The 21,984-nt window shown below is 72.0% G+C and carries 19 protein-coding genes; 12 read left to right on the top strand and 7 right to left on the bottom strand.

What is annotated here, in order from left to right:
- The 7 genes from ACLU3S_RS25110 to ACLU3S_RS25080 all read left to right on the top strand — a co-directional run.
- A partial coding sequence (locus ACLU3S_RS25110) for an alpha/beta hydrolase (RefSeq protein WP_413954214.1) occupies positions 1-799 on the top strand: 799 nt, incomplete at its 5' end.
- Positions 792-2,129, top strand: a complete 1,338-nt coding sequence (locus ACLU3S_RS25105; protein WP_413954213.1) for an acyltransferase family protein — start codon at positions 792-794, stop codon at positions 2,127-2,129. The genes ACLU3S_RS25110 and ACLU3S_RS25105, both read left to right, overlap by 8 nt.
- Before the next feature lie 10 nt (positions 2,130-2,139).
- Positions 2,140-3,831 carry a sensor histidine kinase gene (locus ACLU3S_RS25100; RefSeq protein WP_413954212.1) on the top strand — a complete coding sequence of 564 codons (1,692 nt, stop codon included), beginning with the start codon at positions 2,140-2,142 and terminating at the stop codon, positions 3,829-3,831.
- Positions 3,828-4,508, top strand: a complete 681-nt coding sequence (locus tag ACLU3S_RS25095; RefSeq protein WP_413954211.1) for a response regulator transcription factor — start codon at positions 3,828-3,830, stop codon at positions 4,506-4,508. Before ACLU3S_RS25100 ends, ACLU3S_RS25095 begins: the two co-directional genes overlap by 4 nt.
- A gap of 95 nt (positions 4,509-4,603) precedes the next feature.
- A complete protein-coding gene (locus tag ACLU3S_RS25090) occupies positions 4,604-5,956 on the top strand; it encodes a sensor histidine kinase (protein ID WP_413954210.1) in 1,353 nt (450 codons plus the stop codon).
- On the top strand, positions 5,953-6,618 hold the full coding sequence (locus tag ACLU3S_RS25085; protein WP_413954209.1) for a response regulator: 666 nt from the start codon (positions 5,953-5,955) through the stop codon (positions 6,616-6,618). Before ACLU3S_RS25090 ends, ACLU3S_RS25085 begins: the two co-directional genes overlap by 4 nt.
- Positions 6,619-6,667: 49 nt before the next feature.
- The gene (locus ACLU3S_RS25080; RefSeq protein ID WP_413954208.1) at positions 6,668-7,888 is read left to right on the top strand and encodes a cytochrome P450; all 1,221 of its coding nucleotides are present in this window, start codon (positions 6,668-6,670) and stop codon (positions 7,886-7,888) included.
- A gap of 24 nt (positions 7,889-7,912) precedes the next feature.
- On the opposite strand, the gene ACLU3S_RS25075 is transcribed toward ACLU3S_RS25080, so the two are convergent.
- Together ACLU3S_RS25075 and ACLU3S_RS25070 are read right to left on the bottom strand one after the other, a co-directional pair.
- Positions 7,913-9,526 carry an ABC transporter permease gene (locus tag ACLU3S_RS25075; protein ID WP_413954207.1) on the bottom strand — a complete coding sequence of 538 codons (1,614 nt, stop codon included), beginning with the start codon at positions 9,524-9,526 and terminating at the stop codon, positions 7,913-7,915.
- Positions 9,523-10,416, bottom strand: a complete 894-nt coding sequence (locus ACLU3S_RS25070; protein ID WP_413954206.1) for an ATP-binding cassette domain-containing protein — start codon at positions 10,414-10,416, stop codon at positions 9,523-9,525. The genes ACLU3S_RS25075 and ACLU3S_RS25070 overlap by 4 nt, the downstream gene beginning before the upstream one ends.
- A gap of 73 nt (positions 10,417-10,489) precedes the next feature.
- Here ACLU3S_RS25070 and ACLU3S_RS25065 point away from each other — a divergent pair, with 73 nt between their 5' ends.
- A complete protein-coding gene (locus ACLU3S_RS25065; RefSeq protein ID WP_413954205.1) occupies positions 10,490-10,990 on the top strand; it encodes a GbsR/MarR family transcriptional regulator in 501 nt (166 codons plus the stop codon).
- A gap of 115 nt (positions 10,991-11,105) precedes the next feature.
- Here ACLU3S_RS25065 and ACLU3S_RS25060 read toward each other — a convergent pair whose 3' ends face one another.
- Complete coding sequence (locus ACLU3S_RS25060; RefSeq protein WP_413954204.1) at positions 11,106-11,936, bottom strand: diacylglycerol kinase; 831 nt, start codon at positions 11,934-11,936, stop codon at positions 11,106-11,108.
- A gap of 197 nt (positions 11,937-12,133) precedes the next feature.
- Here ACLU3S_RS25060 and ACLU3S_RS25055 point away from each other — a divergent pair, with 197 nt between their 5' ends.
- The gene (locus ACLU3S_RS25055) at positions 12,134-13,417 is read left to right on the top strand and encodes an adenylosuccinate synthase (RefSeq protein ID WP_413954203.1); all 1,284 of its coding nucleotides are present in this window, start codon (positions 12,134-12,136) and stop codon (positions 13,415-13,417) included.
- Between the two features lie 97 nt (positions 13,418-13,514).
- Here ACLU3S_RS25055 and ACLU3S_RS25050 read toward each other — a convergent pair whose 3' ends face one another.
- Positions 13,515-15,398, bottom strand: a complete 1,884-nt coding sequence (locus ACLU3S_RS25050) for an OmpL47-type beta-barrel domain-containing protein (protein WP_413954202.1) — start codon at positions 15,396-15,398, stop codon at positions 13,515-13,517.
- Positions 15,399-15,546: 148 nt separating this feature from the next.
- Here ACLU3S_RS25050 and ACLU3S_RS25045 point away from each other — a divergent pair, with 148 nt between their 5' ends.
- Both ACLU3S_RS25045 and ACLU3S_RS25040 read left to right on the top strand, forming a co-directional pair.
- Positions 15,547-15,759 (top strand): hypothetical protein, encoded by a 213-nt coding sequence (locus tag ACLU3S_RS25045; protein WP_413954201.1) that lies wholly within the window; start codon positions 15,547-15,549, stop codon positions 15,757-15,759.
- Between the two features lie 155 nt (positions 15,760-15,914).
- Positions 15,915-17,729, top strand: a complete 1,815-nt coding sequence (locus ACLU3S_RS25040) for a bifunctional metallophosphatase/5'-nucleotidase (protein WP_413954200.1) — start codon at positions 15,915-15,917, stop codon at positions 17,727-17,729.
- Between the two features lie 61 nt (positions 17,730-17,790).
- On the opposite strand, the gene ACLU3S_RS25035 is transcribed toward ACLU3S_RS25040, so the two are convergent.
- The 3 genes from ACLU3S_RS25035 to ACLU3S_RS25025 form a co-directional block, all read right to left on the bottom strand.
- Positions 17,791-18,441 (bottom strand): hypothetical protein, encoded by a 651-nt coding sequence (locus ACLU3S_RS25035; RefSeq protein WP_413954199.1) that lies wholly within the window; start codon positions 18,439-18,441, stop codon positions 17,791-17,793.
- A 99-nt stretch (positions 18,442-18,540) separates the two neighbouring features.
- Positions 18,541-19,236, bottom strand: coding sequence for a GntR family transcriptional regulator (locus ACLU3S_RS25030; RefSeq protein WP_413954198.1), 696 nt, complete (start codon positions 19,234-19,236; stop codon positions 18,541-18,543).
- A 148-nt stretch (positions 19,237-19,384) separates the two neighbouring features.
- Complete coding sequence (locus ACLU3S_RS25025) at positions 19,385-20,740, bottom strand: aspartate aminotransferase family protein (protein ID WP_413954197.1); 1,356 nt, start codon at positions 20,738-20,740, stop codon at positions 19,385-19,387.
- 219 nt (positions 20,741-20,959) lie between these two features.
- On the opposite strand from ACLU3S_RS25025, the gene ACLU3S_RS25020 reads away from it, so the two are divergent.
- Positions 20,960-21,984: serine/threonine-protein kinase (locus tag ACLU3S_RS25020; RefSeq protein WP_413954196.1), on the top strand; the 1,025-nt coding region annotated here is incomplete at its 3' end.

Here is a 21,984-nt window from a genome sequence, read left to right as displayed (position 1 = left end):
CCGAGCCAACGCCGCAAAGGCCGCCCGCATGGCCGCCACCGACGGCGACGCCCACCGCGCCGCCGCCGACCAGACCCTGGCCTCCCCGTCCCGCCACCTCCTCTCCTTCGACGGACGCGGCACAGGCCGAGCCACCGAGGTACTGGGCGACCTGGCGCACGCCGATCACATCGCGGTCCTGGTCCCCGGCTCCGACACCTCCCTGGACACCTACGCCCGCTTCCACAAGGCGGCCGCGGCGCTGTACACGGACGTCGTCCACCGCGCCGCCCCGGGTACCCGCGCCGCCGTGGTGGCCTGGCTCGGCTACCAGACCCCGGCCACGGTCAGCACCGCGGTGACCACGACGACCCGCGCCGACGAAGCCGCCCCCCGCCTGCGTGCGTTCATACGCCACTTGCGCACCGCAGCCCCCGCTCGCACGCACCTCGCGCTGATCTGCCACTCGTACGGCTCGGTCGTGTGCGGCCGGGCCGCCGCCGGAGTCGCCGCGGACGACATAGCCATGGTCGGCAGCCCCGGCACCGGCGCGGACTCGGTCGCCGCCCTGCACACCCGTGCCCGTGTCTGGGCGGCCCTCGGCAGCGACGACTGGGTGGCGAACGTGCCCCACGTCCATACCCGTCTCCTCGGCACCACCGTCGGCTTCGGCGCCGACCCGGTCTCCCGTGGCTTCGGCGCCAGGGTCTTCGACGCGGCCGACGCCGGCCACAGCGGCTACTTCACCCCGGGCTCGGCCTCCCTGGCCAACCTGGCCCGGATCACCCTCGGCGAGCCCTCGGAGGTGACCCATGCCTGAACACCCCTCGACCCACCACCTCCACCCCCAAGCCCCGCACGCCTCACCACCACTCCTGCCCGCCCAAGCCACCCCGCCCGTCGAAGACATCCGAGCCCCCGGAGCCACCCAGACCGTCGAAGACACCCCAGTCTTCGGAGCCACCCATGTAATCCGGGCCCTACGCCAAGCCGCGCACCGAGTCGACTCCGCCACTCCCGCCTCCCGGGACCGCGCCATAGACGCCCTCCGCGCCTTCGCGGTCCTCGGTGTGGTCCTGGGCCACTGGCTGGTGACGGCGCTGGTCGCGGAGGACGGCGGTCTGCACACGGCAAGTCCCTTGCAGCACATGCCCTGGCTGGCCCCGGTCTCCTGGCTCTTCCAGACCCTGGCGGTCTTCTTCCTGGTGGGCGGCCACGTGGCGACCCGCGGCCTGGCCGCGGCCCGGACGAGAGGCGACACCTACGCCACCTGGCTGCGCGTCCGCCTGACCCGCCTGCTCCGCCCGGTCGCCGCGCTGCTGTCCCTGTGGTCGGTGACGGCCGTGACGCTCCTCCTCACCGGCGCCCCACTCCCCACGGTCCACACCCTGCTCAAACTGGCGCTGTCCCCGCTGTGGTTCCTCGTGGTCTTCGCCGGGCTCACGGCCGCCACCCCGTTGGTCGCCCGTCTCAACCCCCTCTGGCCGCTCGCCGTCGTTCTGCATGTGGACGTCCTCCGCTTCGGTCTGCACCTCGGCCCGTCCTGGCTCGGCTGGGTGAACCTGGCGGCAGGCTGGCTGGTCCCGTACACCCTGGGTGCCGCATGGGCCCGGGGCGAACTGCGCGGCCGCCGCTCGGCCTGGGTCCTGTTCCTCGGCGGTACGGCGGCCACGGCGACCCTCGTCAGCTGCGCGGGCTACCCGGCGTCCATGGTCGGCGTGCCCGGCGCCGCGATCTCCAACCTCGACCCTCCGACGCTCGCGGCCGTCACCTTCGGCCTCGCCCAGTGCGGCCTGGCGCTCCTCGTGCGGGATCGCCTGCGCCGCGCGATGGCCCGGCCCCTGGCCTGGACGGCGGTCGCTCTTGCCAACCTCTCCGCGATGACGATCTTCCTCTGGCACCAGACGGCCATGATGGCCACGACGGCGACGGGTCTCCTGGCCGGCCGCCTGCCCGGGCTCCACACCTCTCCCGACTCCCTCTCCTGGGTGGCATCGCGTCTCGTCTGGCTGCCCGTCTTCGCCTCCGTGCTGGCCGTGTGCTGGACCGCCTTCCGCCATCACGAGCAGGGCTCCCGCCGTCCCCGTCACCGCATGTCGCACGTGGTGCACCGCCACGTCCCCGGAATGAACGGACGGCGCAGTGCCTAAGGTTGACACCGTGAAGCCCGCGGACCGCCACGACCTGGACCAGTCGTTCGCGTCCGCCGTCGCCACTCCCACCGCGGCCCGCACGCGCCCCGACGCCAGGCCCGGTCGCCTGCGCCGTATCGCCGCATGGCTGGGCGAGTCGCCCTCCGCGCTGTCGCCCCCGTTGTCGAGGTACCGCTGGCTGCGCCTGCTGACCTGCCTCCTCACCGGCTGGCTGGCCTTCGGCGTCACCCTCGCCGGCGCCGACGAGCTGTCCAGCGGCTACGGCCTGACCTCCGCCGTGGCGTTCCTCGGCGCCCTTCTCCAGGGCGCCGCGATCGTCCTGGCCCTGCGCCGGCCGGTCCCCGCCTGGGCGCTGTCCCTGTCCGCCGCCGTCTGCACCTCGCTGCTCATCCGCCAGAACCTGGCGTCGCTCCGCCTGGCCAGCCCCAACTGGCCATGGACCACGGCCACTCTGCTGGCGCACATGGCCGTACTGCTGTTTCTCGCCCTGCGCGTGCGCGTCCGCGGCACGGTCGCCGCGCTCGGCGCGACCGTGCTGGTGACGCTCCTCGTCGAAGGCGGCATAGGAGCGCAGGGCTACTCCGCGTCGGGGCCCGTCGCCGTCGGCCTGTTCGCCGTCGCCGCCGTCATCGGTGCGGCCCTGCGCAGCCGGAGCGAGGCCCGTACGGAACTGGTCCAGCAGACGACGATCACCGCCGAGGAACGGGCCCGTCGCACCCTGCTGGAGGAGCGCAGCCGCATCGCCCGCGAACTGCACGACGTGGTCGCCCACCACATGTCGGTGATCTCGATCCAGGCCCAAGTGGCCCCGCACCTGGTGGAGAACCCCTCCGAGGAGCTGAAGGAGAACCTGGCCGGCATCCGCAACAACGCCCTGGAGGCGCTGGCCGAACTGCGCCGCGTGCTCGGCGTCCTGCGGTCCGAGAGCCCCGACGACCCGGACGCCGCCGAGGACTCCCCCCGGCTGTCCGCGCCCGGCACCGGTCCGGCACCCGACGCCCCGCAGCCGAACCTGGCCCGCCTGGACGCCCTGATCGAGAACACCAGGGCGGCCGGGCTGGAGGTCCACAAGGTGGTGTACGGCGAGCCGCGCGCCTATCCGCCGGGGGTGGAACTGTCGGCGTACCGGATCGTGCAGGAGGCCCTGAGCAACGTGCTGCGGCATGCCCCCGGAGCGACGGTACGCGTCGAGATCGGCCACTTCACCCACGGCGTGTACCTGGGCGTCATCAACTCCCGCCCGCGCCGGCCGGTCCAGCCGTCCCCGGGCAGTGGCCACGGGCTGCTGGGCATGCGGGAGCGCGCTGCGATGCTGGGCGGGCACGTCCAGGCGCACCCGAACCTGCACGGCGGCTGGATAGTGACGGCGTTCCTGCCCCGTGAGGGCACCCGCGCCCCGGACGGCTTCCCACCGCTCTCCCTGCCCGTACTTCCCTCCGCGCCGGACTCCTTGGAGTACTACCTGGAGCTCCCGGGGTCCGCCGAGTCCGCGCAGCCGCCCCCGCTGTCCCCGCCGCCCCTGCCGACCCAGCCGACCCAGCGGCCCGCGCCCTCCGGTCCCCCTACCCCGGACCCGCACCGACCCGCGCCCTCCGGCCCCGCTTCCCCGTGCGACCCGCACCCGCCCGCGTCCTCCGGCCCCCCTTCCCCGTGCGACCCGCACCGACCCGAGCCCCCGACAGGAGAAGAGACCCCATGACGAGCGGCGCCGGCACCATCCGAGTACTCATCGCCGACGACCAGCAGATGGTCCGGCAGGGCTTCACCGTGCTGCTCAACACCCAGCCCGACATCGAGGTGATCGGGCAGGCCGTGGACGGCCGGGACGCGATCGCCCGGACCGCGGAACTGGTCCCGGACGTGGTGCTGATGGACATCCGGATGCCCGACGTCGGCGGGATCGAGGCGACCGAGCGCATCACCGCCGACCATCCGCCCGTCAAGGTGCTGGTGCTGACGACGTTCGACCTGGACGAGTACGTGTACGACGCGCTGCGGGCCGGCGCCTCCGGGTTCCTGCTCAAGGACGCCTCCGCGGACCAGCTGGCCGAGGCGGTACGGGTCGTGGCCGCGGGCGACGCCCTGCTCGCCCCCGGTGTCACCCGGCGGCTGATCGCCGAGTTCTCCCGGCTGGACGGCACCCACCGGGCCCCGCTCAAGCAGCGCGTCGGCGACCTGACCGAGCGGGAGACCGAGGTGCTGGCGCTCATCGCGCAGGGGCTGACGAACGCGGAGATCGCCGAGCGGCTGGTCGTGGCCGAGCAGACCGTGAAGACGCACGTGGGCCGCATCCTGGTGAAGCTGGGCCTGCGCGACCGCACCCAGGCGGCGATCTTCGCGTACGAGTCCGGTGTGGTGCGGCCCGGTGGCCGCTGACACCCAAGGGGCGACTCGTAGTACCTGAGAGGGAGCCCGCAGAACCCCTCTCCAAGGTGACGACCGCGACGTGGGCCCGGCCCTACCTTTTTCACGTGACCGAGACGACGCACACGCAGACCACACCGCCGGGCGCGGGGTCCAGGCCGCGCAGCCCGGAGTTCCGGCTGGCCCTGGACGCCCTGGGCGGGCTGCGGCAGGACCTGTTCCACGAGGCCTTCGCCTACCGTCCGCTGCCCCGGCTGGGCGCCGACAGCCGGATCGTCCGCCGCAGGTCGGGCCGGATGAGGGAGTACGCGGCCTGGACCCCGCACGCGGTGGTGGTCGCCCTCGGTCTGGTGGCGATGCTGATCGGTCTGACGCGCACCGACGACTCCGGGGTGCCGTCCCTGCTGTGCGGACTGCTGGCCCTCGGGCCGGTCCTGCTGACGCTGGTGCGTCCGGCCGGGGCGTTCTGGCTGTCCCTCGCCGCTTCCATGGTGAGCGCGCTGATCGGCGCGGACGGCTGGAGCGACTGGCCGTGGCTGCCGAGCAGCTTCGTCTCCCACCTGGCGGTGCTCACGGTCGTCGCGATACGCACCCGGCCGCGCACCGCGGCCTGGATGTGGGTGCTGACCGCGGTCTACGGGTTCTTCGCCCAGAGCATCCTCGGCGCACCGCACTACGACACCGATGTGCCGCAGATGCTGCTGCTGTCCGCGCTGATCCTCCTGGCGGTCACGGTCCGGCACATACGCCGGGAAGCCGCGCAGGAGGTGACCGCGCAGCAGACGGTGACCGAGCACGAGCGTTCGCGGCGCACGCTGCTGGAGGAGCGCACGACGATCGCCCGCGAGCTGCACGACGTGGTCGCCCACCACATGTCGGTCGTCGCCATCCAGGCGGAGGCCGCGCCCTACCGGGTGGAGAACCCGCCGCCGGAACTGGAGAAGGCGTTCGCCACCATCAGGGAGAACGCGGTGGCGGCGCTGACCGAGCTGCGCCGGGTCCTCGGGGTCGTCCGCGCGGAGGACTACGAGGCGCCGGACGCCCCCCAGCCCACCCTCGCCGACCTGGACGGGCTGCTCGCCAATGTGCGGGAGGCCGGCCTGGACGTGGAGAAGGCGGTGACCGGCGCGGTGCGCGAGCTGCCGCAGGGGGTGGAGCTGTCGGCGTACCGGATCGTGCAGGAGGCGCTGAGCAACGCGCTGCGGCACGCGCCGGGGGCGAGCGCACGGGTCGAGATCGGGTACGTGCTCGGCGGCCTGGGCCTGCGCATAGTCAACGGCCCGCCGCCCGCCCCGCACCTCGTGAAGGCATCGCCCGGCGCAGGGCACGGCATCACGGGCATGCGGGAGCGCGTCTCGATGCTGAACGGCGAGATGACGACGGGTCCGACGGACGAGGGGGGCTACGAGGTGACGGTGTTCCTGCCGGTGCCGGCCGCCGCCATCGAGGGTGAGGCATGACGATCCGCGTACTGATCGCGGACGACCAGATGATGGTTCGCGAGGGCTTCTCGGTCCTGCTGAACGCGATGCCGGACATCGAGGTCGTCGGCGAGGCCGTCAACGGACGGGAGGCGGTGGAGCAGGTGCGGGAACGCGCCCCCGACGTGGTGCTGATGGACATCCGCATGCCGGAGCTGAACGGCATCGAGGCGACCCGGGAGATCGTCGCGGCGGACGCGGCGGCGAAGGTGCTGGTGCTGACGACGTTCGACCTGGACGAGTACGTGTACCAGGCGCTGCGGGCGGGAGCCTCCGGCTTCCTGCTCAAGGACGCCTCCGCGCGGCAACTGGCAGACGGGGTCCGCGTGGTGGCCGCGGGCGAGGCCCTCCTTGCCCCCTCGGTGACCAAACGGCTCATCGCGGAGTTCTCCCGGATACCGCAGACCCCTCGCATGATGCCGGCCGCACAGGCGGCCTACGGCGAACTGACGGAACGCGAGACCGAGGTCCTGGTCCTGATCGCCCAGGGTTTGTCGAACGCGGAGATCGCCGAGCGGCTGGTGGTCGCGGAGTCGACGATCAAGACGCATGTGAGCCGGATCCTGGTGAAGCTGGGCCTGCGCGACCGCACCCAGGCGGCGGTGTTCGCGTACGAGGCGCGGCTGGTGACCCCGGGGTGAGCGGCGGACACCCTGGTCAACGCGGACGGAGGAGGGCTAACGTCCGTCCATGGCAGCTGCTTCGGACCTCGCTTTCGACCCCTGGGACCCGGCGTTCGTCGCGGACCCGTACCCGGCCTACGCCGAGCTGCGGGCGCGGGGGAGAGTGATCCGGTACGAGCCGAGCGACCAGTGGCTGGTCCCGCACCACGCCGACGTCTCGGCGCTGCTGCGCGACCGCCGGCTCGGCCGCACCTACCTGCACCGGTTCTCGCACGAGGACTTCGGCCGGACCCCGCCCCCGCCGGAGCACGAGCCGTTCCACACCCTCAACGACCACGGGATGCTCGACCTGGAGCCGCCGGACCACACCCGGATCCGGCGCCTCGTGTCGAAGGCGTTCACCCCGCGCACGGTGGAGCGGCTGAAGCCGTACGTCCACGGACTGGCGGAGGAGCTGGTGGCGGCCCTCGCCGGGGCGGGCGGCGGCGATCTGCTGGCGGACGTGGCGGAGCCGCTTCCGGTGGCGGTGATCGCCGAGATGCTGGGCATCCCGGAGGCGGACCGGGGCCTGTTGCGTCCATGGTCGGCGGACATCTGCGGGATGTACGAGCTGAACCCGTCCGAGGAGGCGGCCGCGAAGGCGGTCCGGGCGTCGGTGGAGTTCTCGGAGTATCTGCGGGAGCTGATCGCGGCACGCCGCAAGGAGCCGGGGGAGGACCTGATCTCCGGGCTGATCGCGGCGCACGACGAGGACGACCGGCTGACCGAGCAGGAGATGATCTCCACGGCGGTGCTGCTGCTCAACGCGGGCCACGAGGCGACGGTCAACGCCACGGTGAACGGCTGGTGGGCGCTGTTCCGCAACCCCGGCCAGCTGACGGCCCTGCGCGCCGACCACTCGCTGATCCCGTCCGCGATCGAGGAGCTGATGCGCTACGACACCCCGCTGCAGCTCTTCGAGCGCTGGGTCCTGGACGACATCGAGATCGACGGCACGACCATCCCGCGGGGCGCGGAGATAGCGATGCTCTTCGGCTCCGCCAACCACGACCCGGCCGTCTTCGACCGGCCCGAGCGCCTGGACCTCGCCCGCGGGGACAACCCGCACATCTCCTTCAGCGCGGGCATCCACTACTGCATCGGCGCACCCCTGGCCCGCATGGAACTGGCGGCCTCCATGTCGGCCCTGCTGCGCCTGGCCCCCACCCTGACCCTGGCGGAGGAGCCGGAACGGAAGCCGAACTTCGTGATCAGGGGGTTGCGGGGCCTGCGGGTGGAGCTGCGCTGATCACCCGCCGACTGACCGTCGCCCTCAGCCGGCCAGGTCCCTGCGCCGGAGTCCCGCCAGGCCCGCTGCCACGAGTACGGCGGCGAGGGCCGTGAGGATCAGCACCGGGCCCCAGTGCATGGAGCCGCCCGGCAGCTTCGGCAGGTGGCCGAAGGGGGAGAGGTCCAGCAGGAGCCGGGGGGCGTTCAGCGCGGGGCCGACCCAGCCGAGGAGCAGAACGGCGCCCGCGACGCCCCACGTGGCGGCCGCGCCGCGCGGCAGGACGCCGTAGAGGAGCACGGCGATGCCGCCGATGACCCAGACGGCCGGGAGCTGGACCAGGCAGGCCCCCAGGATCGGACCGGCCTCGCCGCCGTGGCCGGCGGCGAAGCCCAGTCCGGTGAGGAGCATGAGGAGGGCCGCGCCGCCGAACGCGATCACCAGGTGCCCGGCGGCCCAGCGCAGCCGGCCAACCGCGCCGGCGAGGACCGGTTCGGCACGGCCGGAGCTCTCCTCGCCGTTCAGCCGCAGCACCGACTGCACGATGTACAGGGCGGCGACCAGGCCCAGCATGCCGATGAGCGAGGCGAGCAGGGCGTCGGTGAGGCCGGACTGGCCGCCCATCCGCCGGAAGATCTCGCGGGCCTGCCGGTTGTCCTCCACCAGGTCGGCCGCCCCGGCCGCCACCCCGCCGTAGACGACCCCGGCGGCGAGGAACCCGGCGCTCCAGCCGAGCACGCTCCCGCGCTGCAGCCGCCAGGCCAGGGCGCCCGCGGAGCCCAGCCGGCCCGCGGCCGGTCCGGGGCGGGTGGGCAGGAAGCTCATGCCGAGGTCCCGGCGGCCGGCCAGCGCGTAGGCGACCGCGCCCTGGGCCAGAGCGGCCACCGCGAACAGCGGCAGCAGCCACCAGCGTTCTCCCGCGAACGGGCGGACGTTCTCCAGCCAGCCGATCGGCGACAGCCAGGTCGCCGCCGACGAGCCGTCGGCCGAGGCCGAGTCGCCCGCCGCGCGCAGCACGAACGCGGCGCCCAGGACGGCGGCCGTCAGACCGCGGGCGAGCCGCGCGCTCTCCGTCAGCTGGGCGACGACCGCGGCCGTCGTGGCGAACACCATCCCGACGCCGCCGACCCCGAGGCCGAAGGCGAGCGCTCCCGCGCCCCCCTGTCCGGCCAGGCCCGCGGCGATCAGCAGGGCCAGCACGGCGTTCGCGACCGCGGCCGCCAGCAGGGCGGCCGTCAGCGGGGCGCGCCGGCCCACCATGCCGGACGACACCATCTCCTGGCGCCCGCTCTCCTCCTCGTCCCGGGTGTGCCGGACGACGACGAGCAGGCTCATCACCGCGGCGAGCGCGCTCGCGTAGACGCCGATCCGCCAGGCGGTGAGCGCGCCGAGCGAGTCGGCGAAGACGGGGCCGACCAGGGCGCGCAGGGAGGTGTTCGTCGCCATCCGGTGCATCAGGTCGGCGCGGGCGGCCGGGGTGCCGTAGAGGCTCTCGAGGGCGTTCGGCATCGAGAGGACCATCAGCGCGATCACCGCGATCCACACCGGGATCAGCACCCGGTCGCGGCGCAGCGCGAAGCGCACGAGGACGGCGGTGCCGGCCAGGTGACGCGTGCCGCGGCGCGGGCGTACCACGAGGGTCGTCATGAGGGTCGTCATCGGGCCGCCTCCTCCTCGTAGTGCCGCAGGAACAGTTCCTCCAGCGTCGGCGGGGTCGAGGTGAGCGTGCGGATGCCGGACTCGCCGAGCGCGCGCAGCACGGCGTCGAGCTTGTCGGTGTCGGCCTGGAGCCGGACCCGGCGGCCCCGCACGTCGAGGTCGTGCACGCCGGGCAGATGGGCCAATCCGTTGGGCGGGCCCGCCAGTTCGGCGGTCACGCTGGTCCGGGTCAGATGGCGCAGCTCGGCCAGCGACCCGGTCTCCACGGTCCGGCCCTTGCGGATGATGCTGACCCGGTCGCACAGCTGCTCCACCTCGCTGAGGATGTGGGAGGAGAGCAGGACCGTACGGCCGCGCTCGCGCTCCTCCTCGACGCAGCGCCGGAAGACCTCCTCCATCAGCGGGTCCAGGCCCGAGGTCGGCTCGTCCAGGATCAGCAGGTCCACGTCCGAGGCGAAGGCGGCGACCAGGGCGACCTTCTGCCGGTTGCCCTTGGAGTAGGTGCGGCCCTTCTTGGTGGGGTCCAGCTCGAACCGCTCGAGCAGCTCGCCCCGGCGCCGGTCGCCCAGGCCTCCACGCAGGCGGCCGTAGAGGTCGATGACCTCGCCGCCGGAGAGGTTGCGCCACAGGGTCACGTCGCCCGGCACGTACGCGATCCGCCGGTGCACCTCCACCGCGTCCCCCCACGGGTCGTGGCCCAGCACCTGCGCGGCGCCCGCGTCGGGGCGCAGGAGCCCGAGCAGGACCCGGATGGTGGTCGACTTGCCGGCGCCGTTGGGGCCGAGGAAGCCGTGCACCTCACCGGCCTCGACGGCCAGGTCGAGGCCGTCCAGCGCATGGGTGCGGCCGAAGGACTTGTGGAGTCCAAAGGCCGTGATTGCCTTCGTCATGGTTCCGAACCTACGCTTTCTTCAGAAATTTGTGAAGTTAAGGAAGCATGTGAATGCCCGATAGGATGGGGACATGACGGAGCCGACGACAGGAACACCCCAGCGGGACCCCGAATCCGTCTCACGGTTCGTGGAGCACTTCGCGGCCCAGCTCGTCGAGGCGGGCGTGCCGCGCATGCCGGCCCGGGTCTTCGCCGCGCTGCTCGCCTCCGACACCGGCGCCCTGACCTCGGCCGAGCTGGGCGACCAGTTGCGGATCAGCCCCGCGGCCGTCTCCGGCGCCGTGCGCTACCTCGCCCAGGTCCACCTGGTCTCCCGCGAACGGGAGCCCGGTTCCCGCCGCGAGCGGTACCGGGTGCACAGCGACCAGTGGTACGAGGCCCTGACCAGCCGCGAGACGATCATCAAGCGCTGGGAGGAGGCCCTGCGCGAGGGCGTGACCAGCCTCGGCGAGGACACCCCGGCGGGCCGCAGACTGGCCCAGACGCTGGAGTTCTTCGAGTTCGTCGAGCGGGACGTGGCCGAGATGATGGAGCGCTGGCGGGTGTACCGGGAGAACAAGTACGGCCACTGACCGACGCCCGCGCCTCGGCTCAGGCCGTCGGCAGGGGTGTGCGTTTGGGCCGGGTGCGGGCTTCGGGCTCGCGCCGTCGGCAGGATGAGTGCCCGCGCCCCGTCCCCGCCTCGGCTCACGCCGCCGGCAGGGTGAGCCCCCAGGCCCCTTCCAGTACGCGCCACGTCCGCCGTCGTACCGGGCCCGACACCGCCGCGTCCGCCCGGTAGCGGAAGTCCGCTCCCGTCACCGTGACCGTGCGGCCGGACGCCCGCACCGGGGTCGCCTCCGCGCCCACCGACAGCGGGCGCACCTCCACCTCGGCCAGCCCGCCGGCCCCCGGCGTCACCGTCACTCCCTCCACCGGCTGGCCCAGGCCCACCACCGTCTCGCCGTCGACCTCCACCCGGAACCGGGCGGGCCCCGGCGCGGGCACCGCGGGCAGCCGGGCCGGGCGCGGGCCCAGCGTGCGGACCAGCGAGCGGTACCAGGCACGCCCGGAGGGCACCGGCACCGGCTCGGCCGCCCGCACCGGTGCGGGCGGTATGCCCAGCGCGCCCAGCACGACCCCGTCGCTGTCGTCGACGAGCAGGTTCAGGCGCCGCGCGGACCCGTCCAGGACCGCCCGTGCCGCGGCCACCGGCCCGGCCGGTATGCCGAGCGAGGAGGCCAGGCCCGCATCCCCGACCGGGACCATGGACAGCACGCATCCGGCCAGTTCGCGCCGCCGGTGCAGCAGGGTCACGGCGCGGACCAGCGCCCGGTCGTCGCCGACCACGACCGGGCGCCGCGAGCCCCGGCGGTCCAGGGCACGGGCGAACTCCTCCGGCCCCTCCGGCAGGCACACCTTGGTGGCCGCACCCGCGCTGAGCACGTCTTTCGCGATGCGTACGGACTCCCCGTCCGCCTGCCGTGCCGCCGGATCGATGATCACCAGCAGCTGTTCGGACGTCGCGAAAGTCGCCACCTCGGTCCTGCCTCGCTTCCTCGGGTAGCATCTTTGTGCAAGAGCCCCTTGCGCTATTGCGCCAGGGGCTTCGTCTATTCCGGGGCATCCGGTCCGACGGTTGTGCGGCCAACGGCGGTCGCGGTGGCACGCGGCGGTGAACCTTACGCCCACGCCCCTGACCTTGGACATGCCCCGCCCGGAAGGGGTGTACGCGCGTGCCCGCACTTGTGCTGCTCGGTGCTCAGTGGGGTGACGAGGGCAAGGGGAAGGCGACCGACCTGCTCGGTGGCTCGGTGGACTATGTAGTGCGTTACCAGGGCGGCAACAACGCCGGCCACACGGTCGTCGTCGGCGACCAGAAGTATGCACTCCACCTGCTCCCTTCCGGAATCCTCTCCCCCGGTTGTACGCCGGTCATCGGCAACGGTGTCGTCGTCGACCCGTCGGTCCTGCTCTCCGAGCTGAGCGGTCTGAACGAGCGCGGCGTCGACACGTCCAAGCTCCTGATCAGCGGTAACGCGCACATCATCACGCCGTACAACGTGACTGTCGACAAGGTGACGGAGCGTTTCCTCGGCAAGCGGAAGATCGGTACGACGGGCCGCGGCATCGGCCCGACCTACGCCGACAAGATCAACCGTGTCGGCATCCGGGTCCAGGACCTCTACGACGAGTCGATCCTCCAGCAGAAGGTGGAGGCGGCCCTCGACGTCAAGAACCAGATCCTGACCAAGCTCTACAACCGGCGGGCCATCGCCGCCGACCAGGTGGTCGAGGAGCTGCTGGGCTACGCCGAGCAGCTGAAGCCGTACGTCGCCGACACGGTCCTCGTCCTCAACCAGGCCCTGGAGGAGGACAAGGTCGTCCTGTTCGAGGGCGGCCAGGGCACGCTGCTGGACATCGACCACGGCACGTACCCCTTCGTCACCTCCTCGAACCCGACCGCGGGCGGCGCCTGCACCGGGGCCGGCGTGGGCCCGACGAAGATCAGCCGGGTCATCGGCATCCTCAAGGCGTACACGACCCGTGTCGGCGCGGGCCCCTTCCCGACCGAGCTGTTCGACGAGGACGGCGAGGCGCTGCGCCGCATCGGCGGCGAGCGGGGCGTCACCACCGGCCGTGACCGCCGCTGCGGCTGGTTCGACGCCGTCATCGCCCGGTACGCCACCCGCGTCAACGGCCTGACCGACTTCTTCCTCACCAAGCTGGACGTGCTCACCGGCTGGGAGCAGATCCCGGTCTGCGTGGCCTACGAGATCGACGGCAAGCGCGTCGAGGAACTGCCCTACTCGCAGACCGACTTCCACCACGCGAAGCCGGTCTACGAGACGCTGCCGGGCTGGTCCGAGGACATCACCAAGGCGAAGTCCTTCTCCGACCTGCCGAAGAACGCGCAGAACTACGTCAAGGCGCTGGAGGAGATGTCCGGCGCCCCGATCTCCGCGATCGGCGTGGGCCCGGGCCGCGACGAGACGATCGAGATCAACTCGTTCCTGTAAGGCGCCGGAACGGGCCCGGGCGACCGCACGGCCCAGGGACACCGAACGGCCCGCCGGGTGAACCGGCGGGCCGTTCGTGGCACTTGGGGGCTGTTTCTCATCCCGCGTGCGAGTGGCCCTCGATGCGGATGCCGAGGGACCGTGTGCGCTCGTGGTTCTGGGCGTGGTCGATCGAGCGGAACAGCAGCTCGTGCGTGCCGTCGCCGCGCACCTTGATCCGGGAGGTGTACTTCTTCCAGCCGGCGCCGTCGAGCTTGTACTCGGTCCTGGCCACGCCGGACACGTCGTCCTTGGCGGTGAGGGTGACGGTGACGTCCGAGTGGTGGATGCCGTGCTCGTCGGGGCGCGGGTACGTGCTCGCCCTGGTGACCGGAGGCCGGGTGTCCAGCGGAAGGTTCATCGCCTCGTCGGCCGGGGTCATCTCGTTCTCCACCTCGGGCGGCGGTGTGCTGCCCGCGCTGGGCACGCCGATGGAGCCGACGCGCAGCAGCAGGGTGCTCCAGTCGTTCCAGCCGGTGAGCTCGGTGCGCAGGCCGTCGCCGTTGACGTCGTAGCTGACCGGACTCTGGCTGATCACGCCGTCGCAGTTCCAGTCGACCTGCCCGGTCGAGCGTGGGACGTCGACGTAGGAGTTGCCTCCGTTCGGGTTCGGGCAGTAGTGCCTGAGGTCGTAGCCCCCGGCGCTGGGCGGATAGGTCCGTTCGTCGAGGCTGTTCTCGTTGAGGCTGGTCTGTTCTCGGGAGTAGTCCGTCATTCCGGTGGTGGTCCCGGACGTCAGACCCATCTGGTACGCGTAGTTCATCACGCTGAAGTACTGCGGCTTGTCGTTGACCCCGTTGTTGCCGCCGTGCTCCAGGTTGAGGTTGTGCCCCAGTTCGTGCATGAGCGTGCCGGCCTGCTCGGACACGGTGCCCACCTGGTTGGCGAAGCTGCCCAGGCTCACGATCAGCTCGCTGCCCGGGGTGATGGCGATGCCGCTGGACCTGCTGCCGGGCTCCAGGTTGTGTGCCGAGATGGCGTAGTGGAAGATCGGCCCCCTGCCGGTGTCCTTGAAGCCGCCCTTCTCCGTCTTGATCGCTTCGAACGCGTTCCACTGGTACCGGCCGCCGGTCGAGGTCCCCAGGTTCCGCATCTCCGGAAGTTGTCTGGCTGCGCTCAGGTTTCCCCAGGTCTTGCCGGTCGCGAAGTTGACGATGCTGTTCGGCCCCGCGTCCACGTGCAGGTTGATGCCGGTGCTGGGCGAGTGGCGGCGGTACGGCGAGTTGGCGAAGGCGTCGACCACCCGCTTGATGGCCTCGGGGGAGAGGGCGTGGGTGTGGGTCGTGTCCGCCATCCAGTCGACCTGGACGAAGACGTCCGGTTTGTCGACGGTGGCTCCCATCGCCGGCAGGTCGATGAACTTCAGGCCGGGCCCGGGTGAGGTGTGGGCGCTGCCGTCGGCCGGGTTGATGTAGATGCCGTTCCGCTTCCAGCTGTCGGGGATCCCGTCGCAGGTGGTGGAGTTGCAGTCGAAGGTGAAGTCGACGGTCGGGTTGAAGCCCTGGCCGCCGCTGTGGCTGATGACGTAGCCGGGCGGGGCCGTCGCGGTGTAGTCCGCCGAACCGAGCAGAGGGGCGTCCCAGCCCACAGTGACGGGCGCGGACTCCCGGTAGGGGTGGAAGTTGACCGTCCCCACGTTGCCGCGCACGTTGTTGCACGCGTTGAGGTTCCAGCTGGCGGTGGTGCCCGCGGCGATGCGGTCCGGCAGCGTGGTGGGGCATCCGGTGTATTCGGAGCGGCCCAGGGTCAGGTCGCGGTCGCTGTTGTTGGTGAACCTCACGGTCAGCAGGGGACCCGAGCGCACGGCGGCCGCGGCCGGTGTGGCGACCGCCGCGAGAGTGACCAGGACCAGGGCCAGCATGCCCAGGATCGTGATCCTGCCGGGGCGCGAGAGGCCGACGACCTGTCTCCCGGCGACAAGATGGTGACGGTGTGTTGGCATGGCGGAAAGGTAAGGTCACGTTCCGTGTTCGAGCGGCGCGACGCGTCGCGCTGTCACCCCACTGGCGTCACGACGCGGGGTGCTCCGCGCCCCGTGGCCCGAGCCGGTCCGGCCACCCCTGCCGCCGGGTGCGGGGCACAATCGGAACATGAGCGTCCACCGGAACGCGCGGTGCCGGGGGCCGTACGGCGGTGAGGGCCACCGGGCCGAGGACACGGACTGCCGCGACCCGGCCGTCTTCGAGGTCGCCCGGTACCGCCTGCCCCCACTGCTGGTGTGTCCGGTGCATCTGGGCCCGTCCCTGCTGATGGCGAGCAGGGTGCTGTGGCCGCCGGAGATCAGGCTCATCGGCCGTGTCTGAGCAGCGGGCACGGTGCGGTGCTGACCGATCCTTGACCTGGACATGGTCATTTCCTGGTTTCCGGCAATCGCGGGCGCGAGCAGCATCTACGCGGGTAGCCTCCCGCACGGCACATCCATCTGCTCGCGTCCACGCCTGCCTCCCAGGAGCCTCGCATGCCCCTCAGTCCCATGAATCGCCGGGAGTTCGTGAAGAAGTCGGCCGTCACCACAGCGGCCGTCGCCGCCGGCTCGGCCCTGGCGACCCCCGCGCAGGCGGCCGAGCAGAAGCGGGAACACAAGCCCCGCACCTGGTCGTTCTCCATCCTGGGCACCACGGACCTGCACAGCCACGTCTTCGACTGGGACTACTACCTGGACGCCCCCTACAGCGACAAGGCGGGCAACTCCGTGGGCGTGGCCCGGGTCGCCACCCTCGTCAAGCAGCAGCGCGAGGCCAAGGGCGAGGACCACGTCCTCCTCGTCGACGCCGGCGACATCATCCAGGGCACCTCCCTGGCCTACTACTTCGCCCGCGTCGACCCGATCACCGGCACGGACGGCAAGCCCGGCCCCAAGCACCCCATGGCCGTCGCCATGAACCACATGCGCTACGACGCCGCCGCCCTCGGCAACCACGAGTTCAACTACGGCATCGACGTCCTGCGCAAGTTCGAGAGCCAGTGCCGCTTCCCGCTGCTCGGCGCGAACGCCCTGGACGCCAAGACCCTGCGTCCCGCCTTCCACCCGTACACGGTGAAGCGCATCCGCGTCCCCGGCGCGCCGGACATCAAGGTCGGCATCCTCGGCCTCACCAACCCCGGCATCGCGCTGTGGGACAAGGACAACGTCAGCGGGAAGATGGTCTTCCCGGGCCTGGTGGAACAGGCGAAGAAGTACGTGCCGCGGCTGCGGGCGCTGGGCTGCGACGTCGTCTTCCTGACCGACCACTCGGGCCTGGACGGCTCGTCCTCGTACGGCGACGAACTGCCGTACGTGGAGAACGCGTCCAACCTGGTCGCCGAGCAGGTCCCGGGCATCGACGCGATCCTGGTGGGTCACACCCACGTCGAGGTCCCGTCGTACATCGTGAAGAACGAGCAGACCGGTGACGAGGTCCTGCTCTCCGAGCCGTACTGCTGGGGCTACCGCCTGAGCGTCTTCGACTTCGAGCTGGAACTCCACCACGGCCAGTGGAAGGTGACGAGCAAGACGGCGCAGACCCTCAACCCCAACACGGTGGAGGAGGACCCGGAGATCAAGAGGCTCCTGGAGGCCGACCACGAACTGGTCGTGAAGTACGTGAACACGCCCGTCGGCACCTGCACGACGGACCTGTCGGCGGCGGAGTCCTGCTGGAAGGACGTGCCGATCATGGACTTCATCCACAAGGTCCAGGCGGACGAGGTCAAGTCGGGCCTGTCGGCGGCGGACGCGGCGCTCCCGCTGATCTCCGTGGCCGCGCCGTTTAGCCGCACGGCCGACATCCCGCAGGGCAACGTCACCATCAAGGACATCGCCGGCCTCTACATCTACGACAACACCCTGTACGGCAAGAAGCTGACGGGTGCCCAGCTGAAGGACTACCTGGAGTACGCGGCGAAGTACTACCACCAGGTGCCGTCCGGCACGAAGGTCGACACCGCGACCCTGACGAACGCCAACAGCTTCTGGGACTACATGTACGACACGGCGGCGGGCGTCGACTACGAGATCGACATCGCGCAGCCGGAGGGCTCCCGGATCAAGAACCTGAGCTACAACGGCGCGCCCGTGGCCGACGACCAGGTGTTCGTCGTGGCGGTCAACAACTACCGGGCGAACGGCGGTTCCGGGTACCCGCACATCGCCTCGGCGGACATCGCCTACAGCTCCACGAACGAGATCCGCCAACTGATGATCGACTATGTGACGGCCAAGCGGACCCTCGACCCGGCCGACTTCGCGGTCACCAACTGGAAGCTGACGCAGGACGGCACGCCGGTCTTCTGACACGCCCGCGCACCAGGGCCGCCGGGCAGGCATCCGGCGGCCCTTCCGCGTGCCCGGGCCCTCAGCTGAAGACGATCATCGAGCCCTGCGCCAGGGAGCGCGTCGCCGCCGCGTGCAGCCCCAGCCACACGTGCCGTTCGCGGGCGAAGGGGCTGGGGTCGTAGGGGGCGGCGACGGCGGGCTCCTCCAGCTCCGTGGGGGCCGCCGGCGGGGCCGGGGCCGCCGGGGGGTTGGCCGGGTCGATGCCGATCGTCGGGGCCACGTACTGCAGCTCCCGCAGCAGCGTCTGCGACGATCCCAACGGGCCGCCGCCCGCGAGGAGTTCCTCGTTGGACAGCGGGTGCGGGAAGTCGACCGGGACGTACGCCCCCGCGTGGTCGTAGTGCCAGACCAGGTGCGACTGCTGGGCCGTGGACTCGAACATCTCCAGCAGTTGCTCGTAGTCGCCGCCCAGCTCGTCCACCGGGGTCACCGGCAGTCCGCACACCTGCAGCAGGTAGACGCGGCGCAGGAAGTGCAGGGCGTCGTAGTCGAAGCCGGCCACCGGGGCGACCTCGCCGGACAGTCCCGGCATGTACTGGTACACCGGCACCGGTGGGAGCCCGGCTGCCGCCAACGCCTTGTTGTACTGCGCGAGTTCCTCGGCGAACGGGTTGTCCGGCGTGTGGCACAACACGTCGACGAGCGGTACCAGCCACAGGTCACAGGCCAAAGAGGGCTCCTCGTATCGGCACGCGCGCGTTCACGCACAGCAGCGGGTGGTCAGGGAAGGGTAGTCGGTGCGGTGGGGGTCCCATACCCTCTCGCCGGCTCAGCTACCGGCCAGCCCTTCCAGCAGTGCCAGGCAGTGGGCGTTGGCGGCGGCGACGATCGCGCGCGCGGCCTCGGCCTCGCGGCGGGCCAGCGCGTCGACCAGTTCGGTGTGCCCGGCCCACAGGCGCCCGCGCAGGTCCGGCAGGCGGAGCAGATGCTGCACCGCGCAGACCCAGGACTGCACGCGCAGCCGGTGCAGGAAGTCGGCGAGGTAGGGATTTCCGAACAGCATGCTCAGCTCGCGCCAGAAGCGCAGGTCGTAGCCGATGAGGACGGTGAGGTCGCCGGCCGCGGCGGCGCGCTGCGCCTCCTCGCCGCGCCGCCGCACCGTCGCCAGGGCCGCGGCCGTGCGGGGGTCGTCCGGCGGGGACAGGAAGGCGGGATGGCCGCTGGTGAGGGCCTGGAACATGCCGTCGGTGACCAGGCTGCGGGCCTCGATCATGTTCCGGTAGTCGGCGAGGGAGTAATCGGGCACGCGGAAGCCGCGGTGCTGGTCGGCCTCGAGGATGCCCTGCGCGGACAGGTCGACCAGCGCCTCGCGCACCGGGGTGGCGGAGACGCCGTACTGGTCGGCGATCTCCTTGACGGTGAACGCCCGGCCCGGCCGCAGCCGGCCCGCCAGCACCTCGTCGCGGAGCGCGTCCGCGATCTGCTGGCGCAGGGTGCTGCGCGTCACAGCGCCGTTGCCGGGCATCGTCCGGGCCTCTCCTCACGCGTCCGGGTGACGTACTCGTACGTACTCACGATGTCTTACGAGCACGTCACCTTACGCGTTCGGATCGGCCCGGCGGCAGCCGTGGCCCGGTCACCGTCCGTGACGGCAGTGCCGTGTCACGGCGGTGTCACGCGGTGTACTCGTCGGCCACGGTCAGCGCGGCGTCGAGCGCGGCCAGGCCCTCCTTCAGCTCGGCCTCGGTCGCGTTGCACGGCGGGACGACATGGGTGCGGTTCATGTTCACGAACGGCCACAGGCCGTGCTTCTTCGCGGCGGCGGCGAACGCGGCCATGGGGGCGTTCGCCTCGCCGGCCGCGTTGTACGGCACCAGCGGCTCGCGGGTCTCCCGGTCCTTCACCAGCTCCAGCGCCCAGAACATGCCGACGCCGCGCACGTCGCCGACGCTCGGGTGCCGCTCGGCCAGCTGGGCGAGGGCCGGACCGACCACCGTCTCGCCGAGCCGCCGGGCGTGGTCCACCACGCCCTCCTCCGCCATCACGTTGATCGTGGCGACGGCGGCGGCGCAGGCGAGCGGATGCCCGGAGTAGGTGAGGCCGCCCGGGTAGGGGCGCGTGCCGAAGGTCTCCGCGATCCGCTGCGAGACGGCCACACCGCCGAGCGGCACATAGCCGGAGTTCACGCCCTTGGCGAAGGTCATCAGGTCGGGGGTGACGTCGAACAGGTCGGCCGCGAACCACCGCCCGGTCCGGCCGAAGCCGGACATGACCTCGTCCAGGATGAAGACGATGCCGTACTTGTCGCACAGCTCGCGCACGCCGGCCAGGTAGCCGGGCGGCGGCACCATGATCCCGGCCGTGCCGGGGATGGTCTCCAGGATGATCGCGGCGATGGTGCCCGGCCCCTCGAAGGCGATCGTCGTCTCCAGGTGCTCCAGGGCCCGGGCGGCCTCCTGCTCCTGCGTCTCGGCGTAGAAGCGGGAGCGGTACAGGAACGGCGCCCAGAAGTGCACGACGCCGTTCGTGCCGCTGTCGCTGGGCCAGCGACGCGGGTCGCCGGTGATGTTGACGGCCTGCTGTGTGCCGCCGTGGTACGAGCGGTAGGCGGAGAGCACCTTGGGGCGGCCCGTGTGCAGCCGGGCCATGCGCACCGCGTGCTCGACGGCGTCCGCGCCGCCGTTGGTGAAGAAGATCTTGTCCAGGTCGCCCGGGGTGCGCTCGGCGATCAGCCGGGCCGCCTCCGAGCGGGCCTCCACGGCGAACGCGGGCGCGAACGTCGTCATCGCCGCCGCCTGCTCCTGGATGGCCGCGACGACCTTGGGGTGCTGGTAACCGATGTTCGTGAAGACCAGCCCGCTGCTGAAGTCCAGGTACCGCGTGCCGTCGTAGTCCCAGAAGTACGACCCCTCGGCGCCGGCGACGGCGAGCGGGTCGATGAGGTCCTGGGCGGACCAGGAGTGGAAGACGTGCGCGCGGTCCGCGGCCTTCACTGCGGCGCCGGCGGAAGGGTTGGGCTGAGGGGTCATGCGGGCGAGCGTAGATGTCCGGGATGCGGACGGGACATCGGCGTCCTGTGCCGTGGACGGGGCGTTTTTGCGACAGGTTGTCGACAGGCGGGGCCCGCGACCGACCCGGTGCGGTCACGGAGCGAGCCCGTTGCGGAACCGTGCAGACGCGCCCGTCCGGCACCGGTGCGACCGCACTATTCTCGGTCCGCTGCACACGTTGGGGGAGGCGGGGCGACCATGGAGAAGCTCGGACCGGGAGATCCGCTGGGGGCGAGGATCGGGGGCTATCGGCTGCTGGCCCGGCTGGGGGCGGGCGGCATGGGCGACGTGTACCTGGCACGGTCGGACCGGGGCCGTACCGTCGCCGTGAAACTGGTCCGCGAGGACCTGGCCGCGCAGGAGGAGTTCCGGGCGCGGTTCCGGCAGGAGGTGCAGGCCGCGCGGCGGGTCGGCGGGTACTGGACCGCGCCGGTGCTGGACGCGGACACCGAGGCCCCGGTGCCGTGGGTGGCCACCGGGTACGTGGCCGGGCCGAGCCTCCAGCAGGTCGTGGGCCACGACCACGGCCCGCTGCCCGAGCGGTCCGTACGGATCCTCGCGGCCGGGCTCGCGCACGCGCTGAAGGACATCCACGCGGCCGGGATCGTGCACCGGGACCTGAAGCCGTCCAACGTGCTGGTGACCATCGACGGGCCGCGGGTGATCGACTTCGGCATCGCGCGGGCGCTGGAGACGGCCACGGCCGGCGGGGAGGGGCTGACCCGGACCGGGTCCTTCGTCGGCTCGCCCGGGTTCATGGCGCCCGAGCAGGTGCGCGGGGACCGGATCACGCCGGCGTGCGACGTGTTCTGCCTGGGGTCGGTGCTGGTGTACGCGGCGACCGGGACCCTGCCGTTCGGCAGCGCCGACAGCGGGGTGCACGCGCTGATGTTCCGGATCGCCCAGGAGGAGCCGGACCTGGAGGGGGTGCCGGAGGGGATCGCCGACCTGGTGCGGGACTGCCTGCGCAAGGACCCGGCGGCCCGGCCGTCGCTGGAGTCCGTGCTGGAGCGGTCCGGGGCGGAGGACACGGTGACCGGCGGACGCTCGCGGGACCCGTGGCTGCCGGGGTCGCTGGTCGCTCAACTGGGGCGCCACGCGGTGAGGTTGCTGGAGGTGGAGGATCCGGAGTCGGGCGCGCCGGCACCCGCGCCGGCCGCTGCCGGCGGCTCTTCGGGCGACGGTACGGCGCCGGACGCGGACGTCCCCGACGGGGCGGACGC

It is taken from the genome of Streptomyces sp. AF1A (genome assembly GCF_047340315.1).
Lineage (GTDB): Bacteria > Actinomycetota > Actinomycetes > Streptomycetales > Streptomycetaceae > Streptomyces.
The sequence above is the reverse complement of the archived record's forward strand: the minus strand, read 5'-3'. Positions and strand labels throughout refer to the sequence as shown.